Genomic DNA, 18,690 nt, shown 5'->3' with positions numbered 1-18,690 from the left:
CGATAAGGAATAGCACTTAAACAGATAATTATACCGGGCCACCGGGATGAGCAGTTTGCGTTTTGAGCGCCCTGTTTGTCCCGGTGTTTTTTTAGTGTCATGATACCGCAGTAAATGCTAAATATTTAGCTAAAATGGACAAAAAACAACGCTGAAATGATCTAGTGGGCAGCATTCACATACCCTTATAGCCGCTCGTAAAAAAAGGGGGTGGATTATAATGAAAAAGTATGAGGTTTAGTATGCCATTCTAACCACATAGTTCATGAAAAATAAGTACTTAAAGGGCGCTCATTTATCCGAGCGCAAGTTTAAGGAGATCCTGCGGCTGTTTGCCGATGATCTCACTGCGACCCAGATAGCAAATATCAGCGGTGTAAGCAGGGTAACTATTAACAGCTACCTGAAGAAGCTACGACACCAGATTGCGCGATACTGTGAAACGCAGCATCCTGTGCCGGTTCCCGTATTAACGTATGAACCCCGGCAGAGCGACCTTACCTCCGACCACGATAGCGACACGCTGGTGGCGGTAAAGCCGGAAGTAGACCGGATTGTAAAGCCGGTGATTTTCGGCATCTGCAGATCCTCAGACCGGTTACACACCGAAATTCTCCCAGATGTAAGCAGGTCCATGATCCACGCCGCTACCCGCGGGCGTTCCGTACTGGAAACGCAGTCTGCTACTGAGCGCTTGCGCCGGTTCAACGGGCTGGTTGATCTTGGTCAGTACCGTTTATACCGGTTGGGGCAAACATCAGACACCCATCAGATGGATGATGTAGATGCTTTCTGGGGCCTGACCAAGCACCGCCTGGCTAAGTTCAAAGGGCTTAACCGGAACACCGCGTATTTGCATCTGAAAGAGTGTGAGTACAGGTTTAACCATCGTAATGATGATCTTTTCACGGTATTGCTGGAGTTGTTGAAAACATATCCGCTTACCCTTTCCTGATAAACATATTGGCCCCGCATTTATGCGGGGCAACTTTAATCTCGATTTAGATTTTGGTTGATGAGCACAGGCGGTATTCTTGCCGCTTGTTTCATTTTTATGCCCATACACGTTATTTTATATAACAATATGTTAATGGGATGTTAAAAAGATGTTATCTAAACGTTATCAGCAACTTTCCAAGCTTAACTTTTTGTTAAGAATTATTACATTTGATCCCGGTTGAAAATTGCTTAAGGAAACTGCTTATGAGGAAGAAGTTGACTACTTCTATTTGTGATTTATTGAATAAATCGCAAAAGAAAGGGTTAATTATTTAATATAATATATGGTCAAATATCACTGTACCGTTTACCCGCTCCAGCTTTAAGTATCCAATTACAATTTCACCAACTGCTTATTTAACGGGAACCAATTGAATTAAGGCTTAGGGCCTTGATAATGATGTTTATTATTTTTTAAGGTTAGGAAACAAAATCATGCTTATGAGGAAAGTACTATTTCTCCTCTTGTCCGTGCTATTTCTGGGCGGGCAGGTCTATGCGCAAAGTCGCACAGTAACAGGGAGAGTCACTGATGCCACTGATGGCTCAGCAATTCCCGGTGCCAACATCCAGATCAAAGGCACCACCAAAGGAACCGTAACAAATCCGGAAGGCGCTTACACTATCCAGGTAGATGCCAATGCTACACTGATCGTATCTTTTATTGGATTTGAAGCAAAAGAAGTACCTGTTGGGAATGCAGCTACTTTAAATGTAAAGCTGAAAACTGATTCCAAAAGCCTGGAAGAAGTAGTGGTAACAGGTTACACCGTAGAGAAGAAGATCAACTCCACCATTGCAGCCTCCAGCATCAGCGGCGCAAAGATCAACAATGTGGCACTGCCCGACGTAAACCAGATGCTGCAGGGTAATGCGCCCGGCGTGGCGGTATCTACCAACTCCGGTCAGCCCGGCGCTAAAACGGAAGTGCGCATCCGTGGTATCGGTTCCATTTCCGCCAGCAACAGCCCGCTGTATGTAGTGGATGGTGTGATCATTTCTTCCGGTGATTTCACCCAGAACACACCTTCCCAGGATGTAATTGCCAACCTGAACCCTGCTGATATTGAAAACGTGACTATCCTGAAAGATGCGTCTGCAACAGCATTGTATGGCTCCCGTGGTTCCAATGGTGTGGTAGTTATAACTACCAAAACCGGTAAAAAAGGCCAGAGCAGAATTAATTTTAATGCCAAATATGGTTTTCAGAACCTGGCGCATGGTATTGATATGATGAATTCTACAGAGCTCCTTGCTTACCAGCGCGAAGCCATGAAGAATGCTACCAAAAAAGATGGTACACCGCTTTTCACCGCAGAACAGATCCTTGCCAATCGCCCCAACAGCCTGGCAAATATTAACACCAACTGGATGGATGAAGCATTCCGCACCGGTAAAACCCAGTCCTATGGTATTAATGCCAGCGGCGGAAACGAAAAAACACAGTTCTATGCTTCTGGTGACTATTTCAAACAACAAGGTATCCTGATCGGTTCGGACTTCAGTCGTTACAGTGGACGCTTGAATGTAGATCATAAATTCAACGAGAAATTTGACCTGAGCGTAAAGGTGAACGGTAGCTACACTGACCAGAGAAGCGCTAGTGCAGGTAATAGCTATTCATCCCCATTGATGGGAGCTTTAGCCAATTCTCCGTTTATACCTTCCCGTGATGAGAATGGAAATCCTTATAACGGATATACTGCCGGGCAGCCAGGTACTACTTCCTGGACTGGTTTTGCTGATATTCCTTCCTCCTACCGCCCGGTATTACGTGGTGGTAACTTCCTGAATACTGTAAGCAGTAACTATAACAGAAGTAATAACACCCAAACAGTTTTCAATGCTGCATTGGGCTACAACATTATCGACGGGTTACGTTTTGTAGTGAAGGGAAATGCCGAGCTGACCAACATCCGCGAGAAACAATGGACTTCGCCTAACTCTTACGACGGCCGTAACTACGGTGGTTACCTGTATAACGTAAATACCAACATGGCGCTGTACACTACCCAGCAGTTACTGACCTATAATTTTAACATAGGTAAAGATCACAGTATCCGCTTACTGGCAGGAAATGAATATTCCTTCCAGAACCGTGTATGGAACTATAGCGCAAAGAATGGCTTCCCGAATGGCCAGGCGCAGGTGCCGGATGCAGGTTCCCAGTACTTCGACATGGCAGGTGATGAAACTTCTTACGCCTTCCAGGGCTTATTGGCAAAAGCGGATTATGATTACAAATCAAAATATTTCCTGAGTGGTAGTTTCAGGAGAGATGGTTCTTCCCGTTTCCCTAAAGACAACCGCTATGGAAACTTTTACTCTGTAGGTGCTGCATGGCGCATTACGGAAGAAGAATTTACAAAGAATATTTCCTGGCTCAGCGATCTGAAACTGCGCACCAGTTATGGTATCATGGGTAATGCGGAAGGTTTGGGAGATTATCCGTACCAGCCGCTGTACAGCCTGGTAGGTGCATATGACGGAGGTTCTGTTGCCTACCTGAAACAACCGGGTAACATGGCATTGAGCTGGGAAAAACAAAACCTGTATGATGTAGGTTTGGATATCAGCGTGCTGAAAAAACGTTTATACGGTAGCGTAGGATACTACGACAAGCGCTCTTCCGCATTGTTGATGCAGCTGCCATTGTCTATGACCAGCGGCTTTGACGTAATGACGATGAACGTAGGTAAAATGCTGAACCAGGGATTTGAAGTAACACTGGGTGGTATACCGGTGGCTACTAAAAACTTCCAGTGGACTTCCGACCTGAACTTCGCAACGCTGAAAAACAGGATCCTGTCGCTGGGAGGCCAGCAGTTTATCCCGGCTGGTTCCCGCCAGCGGATTGAAGTGGGCATGCCATTCGGGTCCTGGTATATGCCGGTTTGGACAGGTGTGGATCCGGCAACTGGTGCAGCTACCTGGGAAGGTGCTGATGGAAAACCAACATCTGACTACAATTCAGCAGTTAGAAAATATGTTGGCCAGGCACTGCCTAAGATCACCGGCGGTTTCACCAACAAATTCTCCTATAAAGATTTCGACTTGTCTGTATTCATCACTTTCAGCGCTGGCAACAAAGCATATAACTATAACCGTTCCTTCCTGGAAAGCGATGGTAACAACACAACCGGAAACCAGGCAAAAGATGCGGGCAGCCACTGGGAAAAACCAGGCGATATTGCCGACAGGCCTAAAGTTATCTGGGGTAACGGTACCAATTCCAATGCCTCCTCTACCCGTTACCTGGAGGATATTTCTTACGTAAGACTGAGAAACCTGTCGTTAGGTTACAATCTTCCGAAAAGCACTTTGAGCAGACTGAAAATGCAGGGATTAAGAGTGTATGCGCAGGCAGAAAACTTATTTACGCTGACAGGGTATAAAGGATGGGATCCGGATATGAGCACCAACCCGATTTCTCCGACCAGTACTGCGTCTCCGGCTACTACTAATGCAGGAACTGATTTTTACCGTTATCCTACTTCAAGGGTGATCACATTTGGTATTAGTGTGGGGCTGTAATGAAGTAACATCAAAAATTTAAGTTAATTATGAAATATACAAAACTCTCCATATTGGCATTGGCTGCAGCTGGTTTGTTTTCAGCTTGTTCCAAGCTGGATCAGAATCCGCAGTCCTCACTGAACGAAGGCGATGCGGTAACTGAAGGGAACGCCCGTATCCTGGCAAACGGGATGTATGAGCGTATGCAGACGCTGGAATATTATGGCCGCGATTTTATGATAGTAACAGACCTTGGGGGCAATGATATGAAGATCACTTCCCAGAACTCCAACAGGTTTATAACAGAATTCCAGCTGAACTATACACCGTTAGTAGCGCCGCAAACCAATACTTTTCTCAATGCCTACCGGGTGGTAAACCAGGCGAACGTGTTGATTGATAAACTGCCGGAATCAGAAAAAACCAGCACTATCCGCGGGGAGGCTTATTTCCTGCGTGCGCTGGCAGACTTTGATCTGGCCAGAAGATACACCCGGCCCTATACCAACGTTGGGGCAAAGGTGAATGAGGCTAATACAGGGATTACATTGGTGACCAAAGCAGTGGATGCACCTGGTACATTTAAACCAGGCCGCAGCACACTGGCAGAAACATATGCATCAATCATCAGTGATCTGAAGGTTGCCCAGCAAACCGCTCCTGCCGGCAAATCTGAAAATAAATCAGCCAATATTTTTAACGCTACAAAAGATGCGGCTACCGCGTTGCTTACCAGGGCTTACCTGTACAAAGGCGATTGGCAGCTGGTAATTGATGAAGCGGATAAACTGGTTGGTAAGTATCCTTTGTACGAAGCATCCGAAGTGGCAAAAGCCTTTAACCTGGATGCAGCTGGTGCCGAGGAAATATTTTCACTGCGTTTCCTGACTCCCGACGGTAATGGTGCCAATAACTTTGGTTATATGTATGTGCCGGCTAAATTAGGCGGATATGGTGATATAAGATTGACCGATGGTTTTATGGATTTACTGGATCCGAAGGATGTGCGTAATGAGCTGGTGCAAAACCTCGATGGCAGCAACTACCTGATGAAGTTCTCAGGTAATGAGGCTACCGGTCAGGTGGGCCTTGTGAATGTGAAGATCCTGAGGATCAGTGAAGTGTTACTGAATCGTGCAGAAGCATATGCTGAGCTGGGCAACCTGCAGAAAGCAACTGACGACGTGAATATGCTGAGGGCCAAACGTGGCCTGGATCCGTTTACGGATGTAGCTAATATTAAAGCTGAAATCGTTAAACAGAGAAGATTGGAACTGGTGGGTGAAGGTTTTGGTATGACTGATCTGTTCCGTAAGAACGGACAGCGTAATATTAAGGATGCCAACGCACTGAGTACGAGGGTTACAGAAGCGAATGATTTCCGTGTGGCTTTCCCGATTCCACAGGCTGAAATGGATGCAAATCCTAACATGGTACAGAACCCGGGGTATTCTAATTAACGCACAGTATTGTTATATAATAAAAAAGGTGTCTTTTTCAGAAGACACCTTTTTTATTAACTATACTGGATAAGAAGAATAGCCGAAGAAGGTTATCGAGTGATTTATTTAGGAAATATAAAGGCAAGGGTGCATGAACAGGGGCTGGCAGTGAACGTTACTACGATAAATATACTATCAGCTTCACCATTTGAATACTTAAATATATAATACCGTTAGCTTTGCTGGAAGATTTAATTTTTAATATAAACAATTAAAAATTAATTATTTATGAATATTCATATAAATAAATACCTAAAAATGGCGTTATTTGGAATATACAGAGGAGTACGGATTTAAAAAAATGTGTGTTTTGCACTAGTATTTTTTAAATTTCCTATATTGCAGAAGAATTTAAACAATATTTAACAAATACGTACCACAGTAAAAAACAAAATCTAAGAACAAAATCTGAATTAGTTGGTGCTTGTGTGGATTTAACCGCCATTTCAAATCTATACCGGAAACAGTTTCTGATATAGTTTCGGAACGAACAGAGGGGAGAAACTGGAATTTGCTTTTGAGAAATAACAATACAAAACGATGGGCTATGAGGAAGACGGATTTACGGAATTAACCTTGGGATAAATAACTACGGCACTCCCTTTTTTATTAGTTAACTGACAATATCTTTCAAATCTAAATTGCTTATGAAAAGAGGACTACTCTTATGGTTGCTAATGGCCATCAGTGTTGTGCAAGCCTATGCACAAACAAAATTAATCAGCGGCAAGGTTACGGATGCCAAAGACGGTTCCGGACTCCCTGGTGTATCAGTTGGAATTAAAGGTACAGGTAAAGGTTCCCTAACCACAAACGATGGTTCATTCAAACTCGAAGCTCCTGCGGGCTCCGTGCTTGTTTTTTCTTTTATTGGTTACGCTCCTAAAGAAGTTACTGTTGGAGCTGAGAACACTATCAATGTGGCACTTGGCGCCGATAATAAAGACCTCAGCGAGGTGGTAGTTACCGCGTTGGGTATCAAACGTGAAAAACGCACACTGGGTTATACTACCCAGGAGGTGAAAGGCGACGACATTGTGCAATCCAAGGAAGTAAACTTCCTGAATGGTATGCAGGGTAAAATTGCCGGTGTACAAATCAATAATACTTCAGGTATTCCCGGTGGCGGTACCCGTATCGTTATCCGTGGTGCAGCCTCTTTAACTGGTAATAACCAACCGTTATATGTAATAGATGGTAACCCGATCAACAACGATCAGATCGGAGCCGGTGACTCCGACGATGATCCGGTATTGGCGGGTGGTACTACTCCTAACAGGGGTATTGATATTGACCCGAACATCATTGAATCAGTAAACATCCTCCGTGGTGCTTCTGCAACCGCGCTGTACGGTTCCAGGGCTGCTGGTGGAGCTATCATCATCACCACTAAAACCGGGGCTGGCCTGAAAGGTAAATCTTTCAGCCTCACAGTAGGTTCCAGCGTAAATATCGACAAAGTGGTGCTGCCTGAGTTTCAAACCGGTTGGTCACAAGGTAACGGTGGAATATTTTGGGATGGAAGAACCCGTCCTACTTCACGCTCTTGGGGCGCTAAAATGGATACCTTAAAAGTTGACGGCAAGCCAGCTGTTACCTATGATCCACGTGATGCGTTCTTTAAAACAGGTACCACCTGGGATAATAATATCAGCCTGAACGGATCTACTGATAAATCTAATTACCTGATGTCCTATTCTTCTTTAAGGCAGGAAGGCGTGGCTCCTGGTACTGATTTTTATCGTAATTCCTTTTACGCAAATTTTTCTACCCGTCTTACTGATAAGTTAACAGCAACTACCGGTATCAACTACATTGATTCACGTAACGACCGTTTGCTGGAAGGTAACGGTAGTGGTGGTACTTCTTACCTGGCCAACCTCTATACTGCCCCGGTAAGTTACAACCTGTTACCATATGAGAACCCGGTGGATAAGTCACAGAATATGTACAAGGTGAATTCTAATAACCCGTTCTGGACAGCCGCTAACACTGGATTGCAACTGAATGTAACCCGGTTCATCCCTAACTTTAGTTTGGTATACAATCCATTAAACTGGTTGACTTTAACAGAAAGAATAGGCGCGGATATTTATACAGACGAGCGTATATTTCATGAGGCAGTTGGCTCATTTGGTAGTTTCCCCAATGGTCGTATGTACAATGAAATCATTAACAATAAGCAGGTTAACCATGATTTCTACGCTACCGCCAGAAAAGAATTTGATAAATTCGATCTGACAGTAATGGTTGGTAATAACATTATTTCTGAACATTATACCGACCAGTTTTCAAAAGGTATCGGGTTAGCCGTGCCTGGCTTCTACGATATTACCAGCGCGGAATCTGTAACATCTACCAAATCTTTCTACGACAGAAGAAGGGTAAGTGTTTATGCTCAGGCAGTTTTGGAATATAACCGTATGTTGTCATTAACCTTAACTGGTAGAAATGACTGGTCATCTTCTATGCCGGTTAAGAATAACTCCTACTTTTACCCTTCAGTAACCGGCGCTTTCGTATTCTCTGAACTGGAAGGATTAAAAGACAGCAAAGTATTATCATTTGGTAAAGCAAGGGTGGCCTACACCGCTATTGGTAATGACGCACTTCCTTATAAGGTAGCGACACCCTTTAATAAAACAGTAGTTGGTGATGGTCTTCGTGGTTCACTGGATCTTCCTTTCAATGGTGTAAATGGTTTCTCCAAGAATAATGTGTTGGGTAATCCTGACCTGAGACCAGAAAAGATTAAAGAATTTGAAGTTGGTTTGGAAACAAAATGGTTAGACAACCGTATTGGACTGGAAGCAAGTTACTATAACAAGGTTAGTACTGACCTGATATTCCAGACGGCGGTATCTGCTGGTTCCGGTTATACCCAGGCAGTAATCAATGCCGGTAAAATCACCAACAAAGGTTTGGAAGTAACTTTAAACGCTAACCCGATCAGATCGAAAGATTTCAACTGGAATATTTCTGCTAACTACTCCAGGAACAAAGCAATGATCAACAAACTGACAGAAGGTGTAACTTCTATCCAGATAGGCGGTTTCACTACTCCTGGTGTATACCTGGTAGAAGGTCAGCCTTATGGTACCATCAGAGGTTCCCGCTATAAGAGGAATGATCAGGGCAAACTGCTGATTGATGATGATGGTTATCCTATCCAGGACGATGGTACTTCTTTCGATATTGGCAATACCCAGCCAAGATGGATTGGTGGTGTAACCAACAGCGTATCTTATAAAGGAATTAACCTGTCGTTTACTTTCGACGGACGCTTTGGTGGTCAGGTGATCAACTTCGACGAATATTACATGACCTTCTACGGTACAAGTGGTCTTACCAGCAGCCGCGACGGATCAATGGTATATGATGGTGTAACTGCCGATGGTAAACAAAATACCAAATCCATTAAAACTGATGAGGGCTACTGGCAGGCTTGGGGTGATACTTATGAAAACCTGGTTCAGGATGCCACCTTTGTAAAACTGAGAAATGTTACACTAGCCTATAATTTTAGTCCAAAGTTGTTAAAACATACTCCATTTAAAGCAGCAGTATTTTCTGTTGCTGGTCGTAACCTGTGGATCTACACGCCGCACTTTACCGGTTCAGATCCTGAATTGAGCACTTATGGCGCAGGTAGTAACTCCGGTGGCTTCTATCACTATGTTTCGCCAAGCACCAGATCTTACAACGCAACTTTGAAGTTAACTTTCTAAACTGAGTAATGATGAACAAGAAGATAATTATATCCGTTATAGCAGGAAGTGTAATGTTAGGAGGTTCAGGATGTAAAAAATTCCTGGATGTAAACAACGACCCGGCTGCTGCCACAAACGTAACTGATGCCTTGTTGGTGGGCGGAGCTGAATTAACCACCGCATTTAATATTGCAGGTGGTTATCCTGCCAGAACTGCCGCTTTCTGGACACAGCAATTGGGTTATGACCAAAACGCACCTGAATGGGATACTTATAAGGTAACCGCTTCCGATGTAGATAATACCTGGGCTTTTGACATGTATCCCCAGATCCTGAATAACCTGAATATTTTACAGAGTCAGGCTACTGAAGCCAATCATCCACATGCTGCCGGCATAGGCAAGGTATTAATGGCTTATAACCTGGCCGTTACTACCGACCTGTGGAATGCAGTGCCTTATTCACAGGCATTCACCGGCTTTGGAAATTTTAAGCCTAAGTACGACACACAAGAAAGTATCTATACCAGCATTAACACCTTACTGGATGATGCTATAAAACTGTTTGCACAGGAAGATGCTTCTGCATCAGTAGGTGATAAAGACCTGATATATGGATCAGATCCGGAAAAATGGACAGCTTTTGCCTATTTATTAAAAGCACGTTACGCTTTACGTTTAACATATGCACCTGGCAAAGTAGCTGCTACCCAGGCACAGGCGGCTTTAACTGCATTAGCGAAGGCTTTCCCTGATGCCAGTTATAATGCAGGTATACAGTTTGGTACCAAATCAGGATCAGAAGCTCCCTGGAATCAGTTTACTAAGAAATGGGGTAGCGTAGCAGTATCATCTACTTTCCTCCAGTTGCTGAAGTCAACAAATGATCCAAGGTTGCCGGTGATTGCAGATACGGCCAAACTGGGTGGCGGTTACAGAGGCAGAATAATAGGCGAGGATCAGATTAACATTGATTCGCTTTCAGGTGTAGGTAAGTTTTTCGCCGCTGCTGACCAATCCATATATTTAGCAACTTATGATGAACAACTGTTCATTAAAGCGGAAGCTACTTATCTGGCATCTGGTTTTACAGCTGCTCAACCAGTTCTGAATAGTGCTGTTGAAGCGACTTTCACAAGGTTTGGAATGAAACCGCTTACTGCCGATAGCACAGCATTTAAGACCTATTTAGCTGCTAATTGTAAGCTCACTGCTGCCAACGCTTATGAAGTGATCATGACGCAGAAATATATCTCTAACTACCTGTCGCTCGAATCATATAACGACTGGCGCCGTAGTAATTTCCCTAAGCTCACTGTCGTACAGAACGCATATCAAGGTATTACTACCATCCCACGCAGATGGGTATATCCAGCTTCTGAAAATGAAACAAATGCCCAGCCTGAACAACCTGGTAAACTTACCGATCGCGTTTGGTGGGATACCAAACAATAATCAGTATTTCATTTAACTAATAATACGAAAGCGGGTGTCTCTTTTGAGGCACCCGCTTTTTTGTGTGGGTGCAGGTTCTAAAAATGATGTTCAATATTTCACTCATTCAGTTCTAAGTAATCCTGACCATCTGGAATTAGTGGAGATAGGTGGTCATATGCAACAAGAATTATATAAACATCAGAATGGATTATTCGGAATGCAAACAATTTTCAGGTGAGGTGTATGGAAGTTTTGCCAGGAATTAACCAACAAAGTATTAATGATATAATAGCAGGTTCAATAAAATACCGGCGGTAGAAATAAAATCAGTTGCATGAGGAGATAAAAAAACACACAGGTGATATTTCACCTGTGTGTTTTTTTTATGAAGATAAACAACTTACTTCAGCACTTCCTGCAGCTTCGCTTCCAGCGCGGGGCCTCTCAGGTTGGCCGCGATCACTTTCCCCTGTGGGTCAAGCAGGAAATTGGTAGGAATGGCATTGAGGCCATATAAAGGCACCACTGCTGAATCCCAGAATTTAAGATCACTTACATGATTCCAGGCCAGCCCGTCTGCTTTAATAGCTTCCTGCCATTTATCTTTTGTTTTATCCAGCGATACGCCAAGGATAGTGAAGTTCTTTCCTTTGTATTGCTGATAGGCTTTTACTACATTGGGGTTTTCCTGGCGACAGGGACCGCACCAACTGGCCCAGAAATCCACCAGTACATATTTACCACGGAATGAGCTCAGGCTGATCATTTTGCCGGATGGATCCGGAAGTGTAAAGTCGGGAGCTACCTGTCCTACTTTCACGGCAGATGGCTCTTCCCCACCCGCAGCATCGCCGCCAGACTGGTTCTTCTCCAGTTCCAGGATCTTATCTGTCATGCTTTTTACCAGCGTGTTTTTAGGAAAACGGGCAGCAAGATTGGTGATCACTTGCTTGTGCGCCACAATTTCTTCCCCGCTTCTTACCTGGCTGATAGCAAATACTGCTGTAGCAGGATTTTTTGTTTTGTCTGCCATCAGGAAAAAGCCGTTTTCAAATTCTTTTTCTTTTTTCTGGAAAGCAGCAACTTTAGGTTGGAATGCACTATCAGGCAGTATGGCGTGAAGACTATCCAGGCTACGCATTTCTTCTGTGAGGGCAATAGACTGTTTGCTGATATCGCTCATAAACTGTTGTAACTCGGCTGTCGGCTCAGAACCACTGATCTTTACATCTTCCAGTTTATCTACATCCCCATCTATTTTCATATTACCGGCATCGAGTGCGAGCAATATAAATTTGCCATTGTCAAAGCGCACACGGTACAACCCTTGTTCAGCCACCATTCCTTTCAATGTGAACTTTCCACTGGCGTCTTTTACATTGGTAGAATCAACTACTTTCACATTGTCCAGTGTCAGTTCTTCCAGTACCACCGCACCCAGTGGTAAATTATTCAGGTGCCCTTCTATTTTAAATTCCCCTTTTTCCGTTTGTCCGGCGCATCCTGCAAGGAAAGCAGCGGCGGAAACCCATAATAAGTATTTTTTCATGCTACTATTTTTTGAACATTCATCTGACGGATACTACTCAAGATAGACTAAATATTTTCAATGCAGATTTAACCCTTCAGCTTTTCCGCCAGCAATTCATTGGTAAGCCGGGGATCAGCCTTGCCTTTCGACAGTTTCATTACCTCTCCTACAAACAGCGACATAAGCCCTTTTTTCCCGCCTTTAAAGGCAGCCACTTTATCAGGATATTTAGCCAGTACTTCATCAATGATGGGAGAAATATTATCAGCATTATTATCCTGTAATAAGTTCAGGCGGGTGGCAATATCCATCGGGTGATCCGCAGGCGCCTGGATCATTTCAGGCAATATACGTGACGAAGCAGTGGAGAAGCTCACTTTGCCGGCGTCTGTAAGTGTAATCAACGCAGCGAGCGCCTGTGGTGTTACCGGGAAATGGCCGATTTCAGCGGAATGCTCGTTCAGCCATGATTTAACAGGGCCCAGCATCCAATTGGCGGCTGCTTTGTATTGCGAGGTAACAGCGATCAGGCTTTCGTAATAATCTGCGGTAGATTTATCATCACAAATTACACGGGCATCGTATTCCGGTAAACCGAAATCGGCCGTGTACTTACGGATAAGCTCTTCCGGCAATGCAGGTAATGTGGCCCTTACACTGTCGATAAATTCATCCGTTAGTTTGAATGGGGCCAGATCCGGTTCAGGGAAATAACGGTAATCATTGGCTTCTTCTTTGGAACGAAGCGAGAAAGAACTGCCGTTGGACGCGTCAAAACTGCGTGTTTCCTGTACCAGCGTACCACCGGCTTCTATCAGGTCGATCTGTCTTTTTACTTCATTATCAATGGCCCGCTTCACATTGCGGATGGAGTTCATGTTTTTCACTTCCACCTTGGTACCCAGGGGGGTACTGCCTTTCAGGCGAACTGAAATGTTGGCATCGCAGCGCATGCTGCCTTCTTCCATATTACCATCACATACTCCAAGATACCGTACCAGGCGGCGCATTTCTGTGAGATAGGCGTATGCTTCCTCGCTGCTGTGTATGTCAGGCTCAGTTACAATTTCCACGAGGGGCACACCGGCACGGTTCAGATCTACATAGCTGTTGTGCGGATCCTGGTCGTGCAGGAGTTTGCCGGCATCTTCTTCCAGGTGAATGCGGTTCAACTGTACATTGCGGGAACCCGCGTCTGTAATAATACTGATATAGCCGCCTTTGCAGATGGGCGCTGTATGTTGGGATACCTGGTATCCTTTGGGAAGATCGGGATAAAAATAATTTTTACGGGCAAAATAGTTGTCTTTTTCAATCTCACAATGACAGGCAAGCCCCAGTTTAATGGCATATTCAGCCGCTTTGCGGTTCATACGGGGCAGTGTGCCCGGATGTCCCATTGTAATCGGGCTGATATGTGTATTGGGAGCGCCGCCAAAAGCTGCGCTGTCGCTGCAGAATAATTTACTTTCGGTAAGCAGCTGGGCATGCACTTCCAGCCCGATCACTGTTTCATATTTGCTGTATATATCGCTCATTTTCCGTACTGATTCCCACAAATATATTCAAATAATACCGTGATTTCAGGCTATTGGGTGCCAATAAATCCCTAAATTGAGATACACATCAAAATTTCTTCCCTATGATCAGCAAGGCCCAGGCAAGTCAGCTTTACCAGGCGCAACAGGTTTATTTCGACTCAGGCGCCACACTTTCCTATTCCTTCCGGAAAATGCAGTTAAAGCGTCTGAAAAACGGGATCAGGAAGTTTGAAGATAAAATTACAGCTGCCCTGCATGCCGATCTGCATAAGCACCCACTGGAGGCCTATGGTAGCGAGATAGGATTTTTATATGAGGAAATCAGCTATATGCTGGAGGGATTGAAACAGTGGATGGAACCGGAGCTGGTTACCTCCCCGTTTGTGACCTATCCCAGCAGCAGCCGGGTGTATAAGCAGCCGCTGGGGCTTACCCTTATCATTGGTCCCTGGAACTACCCGTTTATGTTGCTGATCAGCCCTTTGCTGGGAGCTATTGCCGGCGGTAACTGTGCCATTATCAAGCCATCGGAGCTGGCGCCGCATACCGCAGCAGTAACTGCCGAGCTGATAAAAGATACTTTTGACCCTGCCTATATCACTGTAGTGGAGGGCGATGGCTCGGAAGTAATCCCCACCCTGATGGGCTTCCGTTTCGATCATATATTTTTTACCGGCAGTATCCCGGTGGGTAAAAAGATCCTTGAAATGGCGGCGCCTCATCTTACGCCGGTTACATTGGAACTGGGCGGTAAATCGCCCTGCGTGGTAGATGAAAAGGTGAATGTAACGGTGGCGGCTAAACGAATAGTATGGGGCAAGTTCTGGAACGCGGGGCAAACCTGTGTAGCGCCGGATTATTTACTGGTGCACCAGAAGGTAAAAGCAGCCCTGGTAACTGCGCTGAAAGCGGCCATCACGGAGTTTTTCGGGGAAGATCCTTCCAGGAGTGACGATTACGCCCGTATTATTAACGCCAGGCGTTTTGATACGGTGGCAGGATATCTGGGAGAAGGCCATATATTGCACGGCGGACAAACCAACAGGGAACAATTATACATAGCCCCTACCCTGCTGGAGGGAGTGGAATGGACGGATCCGGTGATGCAGGAAGAAATATTTGGCCCGGTGCTGCCTATTCTAACTTATACCAGTCTGCCGCAGGCTATACAGGCCATTAAGCAGCTGCCTTACCCGCTGGCGTTGTATGTATTTACAAAGAATAAGAAAACGGAAAAAGCGCTGATAGAACAGGTGCGTTTTGGAGGGGGCTGTGTAAACAATGCGCTGGTACATCTTACTAATCCTGAACTGCCTTTTGGCGGCGCAGGTTATAGCGGGATGGGAAAGTATCATGGCAAATACAGCTTTGATACTTTTACTCATCAGAAAGGAATGCTGAAAACGGCCACCTGGCTGGATGTGCCAATGAAATACCCACCGTTTAAAAATAAGCTGAAGATGATGAAAATGGTGATGAAATAGATGAAGATAGCAGATGTTGGTATTATTTTATGGAGATGAATACCAACATCTGCAGGAAAGCTATATATCCGCCTTGTTTAATTTTTTCGGCACTTTAACCGTCAGTGTTTTATCTGCACCGTTTCTTTTTATTTTAGCTTCAATAGTACTGCCCTGGCTGCGGTGCTCACGGTATGCCCTGGAAAGTTCTGCAGCATTTTTTACGGGAGTGCCGGCCAGTTCCACTACAATATCATCTTTCTGAAAACCCGCTTCACTGGCAGGTGAAGACGGGCTTACACCAATCACCTGTGCGCCTTCTTCTTTTTCGGTATCCTGAACCTGTATACCAAGTTTTTCGCCGTTGTCCATCCGGTTAAACCAGTTGTCGCCAAAGCCCTGTTCACCGCGTGGCATAGGGAAGGAGAAAGATCTGGGCCCGTTCTTTGGGAATGCAGATAAAGGTGGATGCATACTCCAGCTGTTATCTATTCCTTTTCTTTCATCGAGGGTAACAGATACTTTGTTTGTTTTGGTATTGCGTATATATGTTACCGTTATTTTGTCGGCCGGTTTATGTTTACCGATTTCTTCAAATAGCTCTGCCGGTTCGTTAATCTTTTTATCATCTACAGAAGTAATAATATCACCTGTTTTTATTCCTGCCTTATCGGCGGGAGTGCCTTTAGCTACTGATTTTACGGTTACGCCACCGGCAGTCACTTTTTCAGTGATCACGCCCAGGATGGCTTTGTTCATCACCGGCATTTCTATATCGTCATCATCATCGCCATTACCGTTGAAAAAATCAAAGCTTCCGCCCTGTAAAGAGTTACTATCAAAGCTGATGGCATTGCCATCGCGGGGCGTAATTTTCCGGCGAAAAACAGAGAGATCGGAATCCTTGTACTGATCAAGCTTCTGGCCATTGATGAAAACATCGCCGTTTTTGACTTCCACGGTTACTTTACCGTCTTTATCGCTTTTGTGTTTGATCACAATTTCATCGAACTCTCCCAGCTGGTTCCTGGAGCTGTCTTTCGTTTGCGCAGATACCGCGCTCATGGTGAAGCAGGAGAAACCTGCTATGGTGAGAATTTGCAGTAACCTGGTCATGGTGCTAAGGTATTTTGTTGATTAAATTTAACTAATGCGACAAAATTAAAGGGTGGGTCAGGAAAGAAAAAGTTAAAAATGTATGGGATATAGACAAAAAAAATACGCTTTTCAGCGTATTTTCTCTTTATCCGGCGAGGGCTAACCAAAAAATGCTGGTCAGCCCTGGTTTGTTCGGCTGCCTGATGGAGACTTGTTATCACTTAAGAGACGCTCAAAGTCTAACGTTTTTTGATTATGCGTTGAGTAATTTTTTTACTGCCGCTACAACCTGATCAAGTTTGTCTGTTTCCTGTCCGCCTGCTGTGGCAAAGGTTTTCTGGCCACCGCCGCCGCCTTTGATCAGTGGGGCAATATGCTCTTTGATAATCTTTGGCGCTTCCCATCCTTTGGCGGCCACCAGTTTTTCATCTATACTGAGCGCCACACTGGCTTTCCCGCCAATATTAGCCACAAACAGCAACACGTGATCCGGGATCTCATTTTTAAGCTGGAAGGAAAGCTGTTTCAATCCTTCTGCATTGCTCACATTTACCACCTGGCCCAGGAAGTTAACACCATGGATATTTTCTGCCTGCTGGCGTATGCTGGCTGCCAGGGCCCGCACTTTTTCCTGTTCCAGCGCTTCCAGTTGTTTTTCCAGGGAAGCCTTTTCCTGGAGCAGTGTTTCTATGGTTTTTACCGGTTCTTTCGGATTTTTCAGGGCAGCTTTAATTTCTTTCAGCTGCTGCAGCTGTTCGTTTACAAAAGCTTCCGCTTTTGCACCGGTTACGGCTTCTACGCGGCGTACGCCGGCGGCGACTGCGCCTTCGGAAACAAATTTAAACTGGCCCAATTCGCCGGTAGAACTGATGTGTGTGCCACCGCAAAGCTCCACGCTGTAAGCCGGGTCTATGATCACCACCCTCACCGTATCGCCGTATTTTTCACCAAACAGCGCCATAGCGCCAAGCTTCAGGGCTTCTTCCTTTGGCAGCTCACGGATTACCACAGGAATGTTTTCTCGTATTTTTTCGTTTACAATTGCTTCTATCTGCGCCAGTTCTTCATCAGTTACTTTTGCAAAATGAGAGAAGTCGAAACGCAGGGCATCCGCATTTACCAGCGAGCCTTTTTGTGCCACGTGCGTACCTAATACCTGCCGCAGTGCAGCATGCAATAAGTGGGTAGCGGAGTGATGGCGCTCCGTATTATGGCGTTTCTCTTTAGCTACAGCTGCTTTTACAGGCGCTCCGGGCTGAGCGGGCAGTTTATCCGCAAAATGTATGGTGAGGTTGTTCTCTTTTTTGGTATCGGTAACATGAATTACTTCGTCGCCAAAATGCAGGGTGCCGGTATCGCCTACCTGGCCGCCGCTTTCAGCATAGAAGGGCGTTTGTCCCAGCACGAGCTGGAACTGTTCTTTGCCTTTCGCTTTTACAGTGCGGTACTTCAGCAGTTTGGTAGTGCTTTCCAGTTGTTCGTAACCAACAAAAACAGAGTTGGGTGTTTCATCCAGGATCACCCAATCGCCCATATCCAGTTCTGTAGCGGCGCGTGAGCGGTCTTTCTGTTGTTGCATAGCGGCATCAAAGCCTTCTTCATCTACAGAGAAGCCATTTTCAGAGGCTATCAGGCTGGTGAGATCATAAGGAAAACCGTAGGTATCATATAATTCGAAAGCAGTTTTCCCATCTACGGCTTTAGTGGTACTGTTCTGTATAAAATCTTCTATCCGGCGGATACCGCTTTCCAATGTGCGCAGGAAATTATTTTCTTCTTCAAACACCACTTTCTTCACAAAGTCTACCTGTTGCTGCAGTTCGGGGAATACGTGTGAAAACTGCGCAGCCAGTACAGGTACCAGGTCATGCAGCAAAGGTTTTTTCACTTCCAG

General features: G+C 45.0%; 10 protein-coding genes. 6 read left to right on the top strand and 4 right to left on the bottom strand.

Features of this window, described 5'->3' with window-relative positions; translation table 11 throughout:
- The first annotated feature begins 265 nt into the window (after window positions 1–265).
- The 5 genes from VIM72_RS10355 (at window position 266) to VIM72_RS10335 (ending at window position 11,181) form a co-directional block, all read left to right on the top strand.
- The gene (locus VIM72_RS10355) at window positions 266–955 is read left to right on the top strand and encodes a hypothetical protein (RefSeq protein ID WP_142684240.1); all 690 of its coding nucleotides are present in this window, start codon (window positions 266–268) and stop codon (window positions 953–955) included.
- Window positions 956–1,440: 485 nt separating this feature from the next.
- Window positions 1,441–4,533, top strand: coding sequence for a TonB-dependent receptor (locus VIM72_RS10350; RefSeq protein ID WP_332002762.1), 3,093 nt, complete (start codon window positions 1,441–1,443; stop codon window positions 4,531–4,533).
- Window positions 4,534–4,562: 29 nt separating this feature from the next.
- Window positions 4,563–5,975 (top strand): RagB/SusD family nutrient uptake outer membrane protein, encoded by a 1,413-nt coding sequence (locus VIM72_RS10345; protein ID WP_332002761.1) that lies wholly within the window; start codon window positions 4,563–4,565, stop codon window positions 5,973–5,975.
- A gap of 689 nt (window positions 5,976–6,664) precedes the next feature.
- Window positions 6,665–9,745 (top strand): SusC/RagA family TonB-linked outer membrane protein, encoded by a 3,081-nt coding sequence (locus VIM72_RS10340; RefSeq protein WP_332002760.1) that lies wholly within the window; start codon window positions 6,665–6,667, stop codon window positions 9,743–9,745.
- Between the two features lie 11 nt (window positions 9,746–9,756).
- Complete coding sequence (locus VIM72_RS10335; protein ID WP_332002759.1) at window positions 9,757–11,181, top strand: SusD/RagB family nutrient-binding outer membrane lipoprotein; 1,425 nt, start codon at window positions 9,757–9,759, stop codon at window positions 11,179–11,181.
- Between the two features lie 382 nt (window positions 11,182–11,563).
- On the opposite strand, the gene VIM72_RS10330 is transcribed toward VIM72_RS10335, so the two are convergent.
- Window positions 11,564–12,712, bottom strand: a complete 1,149-nt coding sequence (locus VIM72_RS10330) for a TlpA disulfide reductase family protein (RefSeq protein WP_332002758.1) — start codon at window positions 12,710–12,712, stop codon at window positions 11,564–11,566.
- 68 nt (window positions 12,713–12,780) lie between these two features.
- A complete protein-coding gene (gatB, locus tag VIM72_RS10325; protein WP_332002757.1) occupies window positions 12,781–14,232 on the bottom strand; it encodes an Asp-tRNA(Asn)/Glu-tRNA(Gln) amidotransferase subunit GatB in 1,452 nt (483 codons plus the stop codon).
- A gap of 104 nt (window positions 14,233–14,336) precedes the next feature.
- On the opposite strand from gatB, the gene VIM72_RS10320 reads away from it, so the two are divergent.
- A complete protein-coding gene (locus VIM72_RS10320; protein ID WP_332002756.1) occupies window positions 14,337–15,719 on the top strand; it encodes an aldehyde dehydrogenase in 1,383 nt (460 codons plus the stop codon).
- Window positions 15,720–15,779: 60 nt separating this feature from the next.
- Here the strand turns inward: VIM72_RS10320 and VIM72_RS10315 are convergent, their stop codons facing one another.
- Both VIM72_RS10315 and VIM72_RS10310 read right to left on the bottom strand, forming a co-directional pair.
- Window positions 15,780–16,814 carry a PDZ domain-containing protein gene (locus tag VIM72_RS10315; protein ID WP_332002755.1) on the bottom strand — a complete coding sequence of 345 codons (1,035 nt, stop codon included), beginning with the start codon at window positions 16,812–16,814 and terminating at the stop codon, window positions 15,780–15,782.
- 235 nt (window positions 16,815–17,049) lie between these two features.
- Window positions 17,050–18,690, bottom strand: a 1,641-nt coding sequence (locus VIM72_RS10310; protein ID WP_332002754.1) for an alanine--tRNA ligase-related protein, incomplete at its 5' end; no start/stop codon positions are given.

The organism is Chitinophaga sp. (genome assembly GCF_036569185.1).
Lineage (GTDB): Bacteria > Bacteroidota > Bacteroidia > Chitinophagales > Chitinophagaceae > Chitinophaga.
The sequence above is the reverse complement of the archived record's forward strand: the minus strand, read 5'-3'. Positions and strand labels throughout refer to the sequence as shown.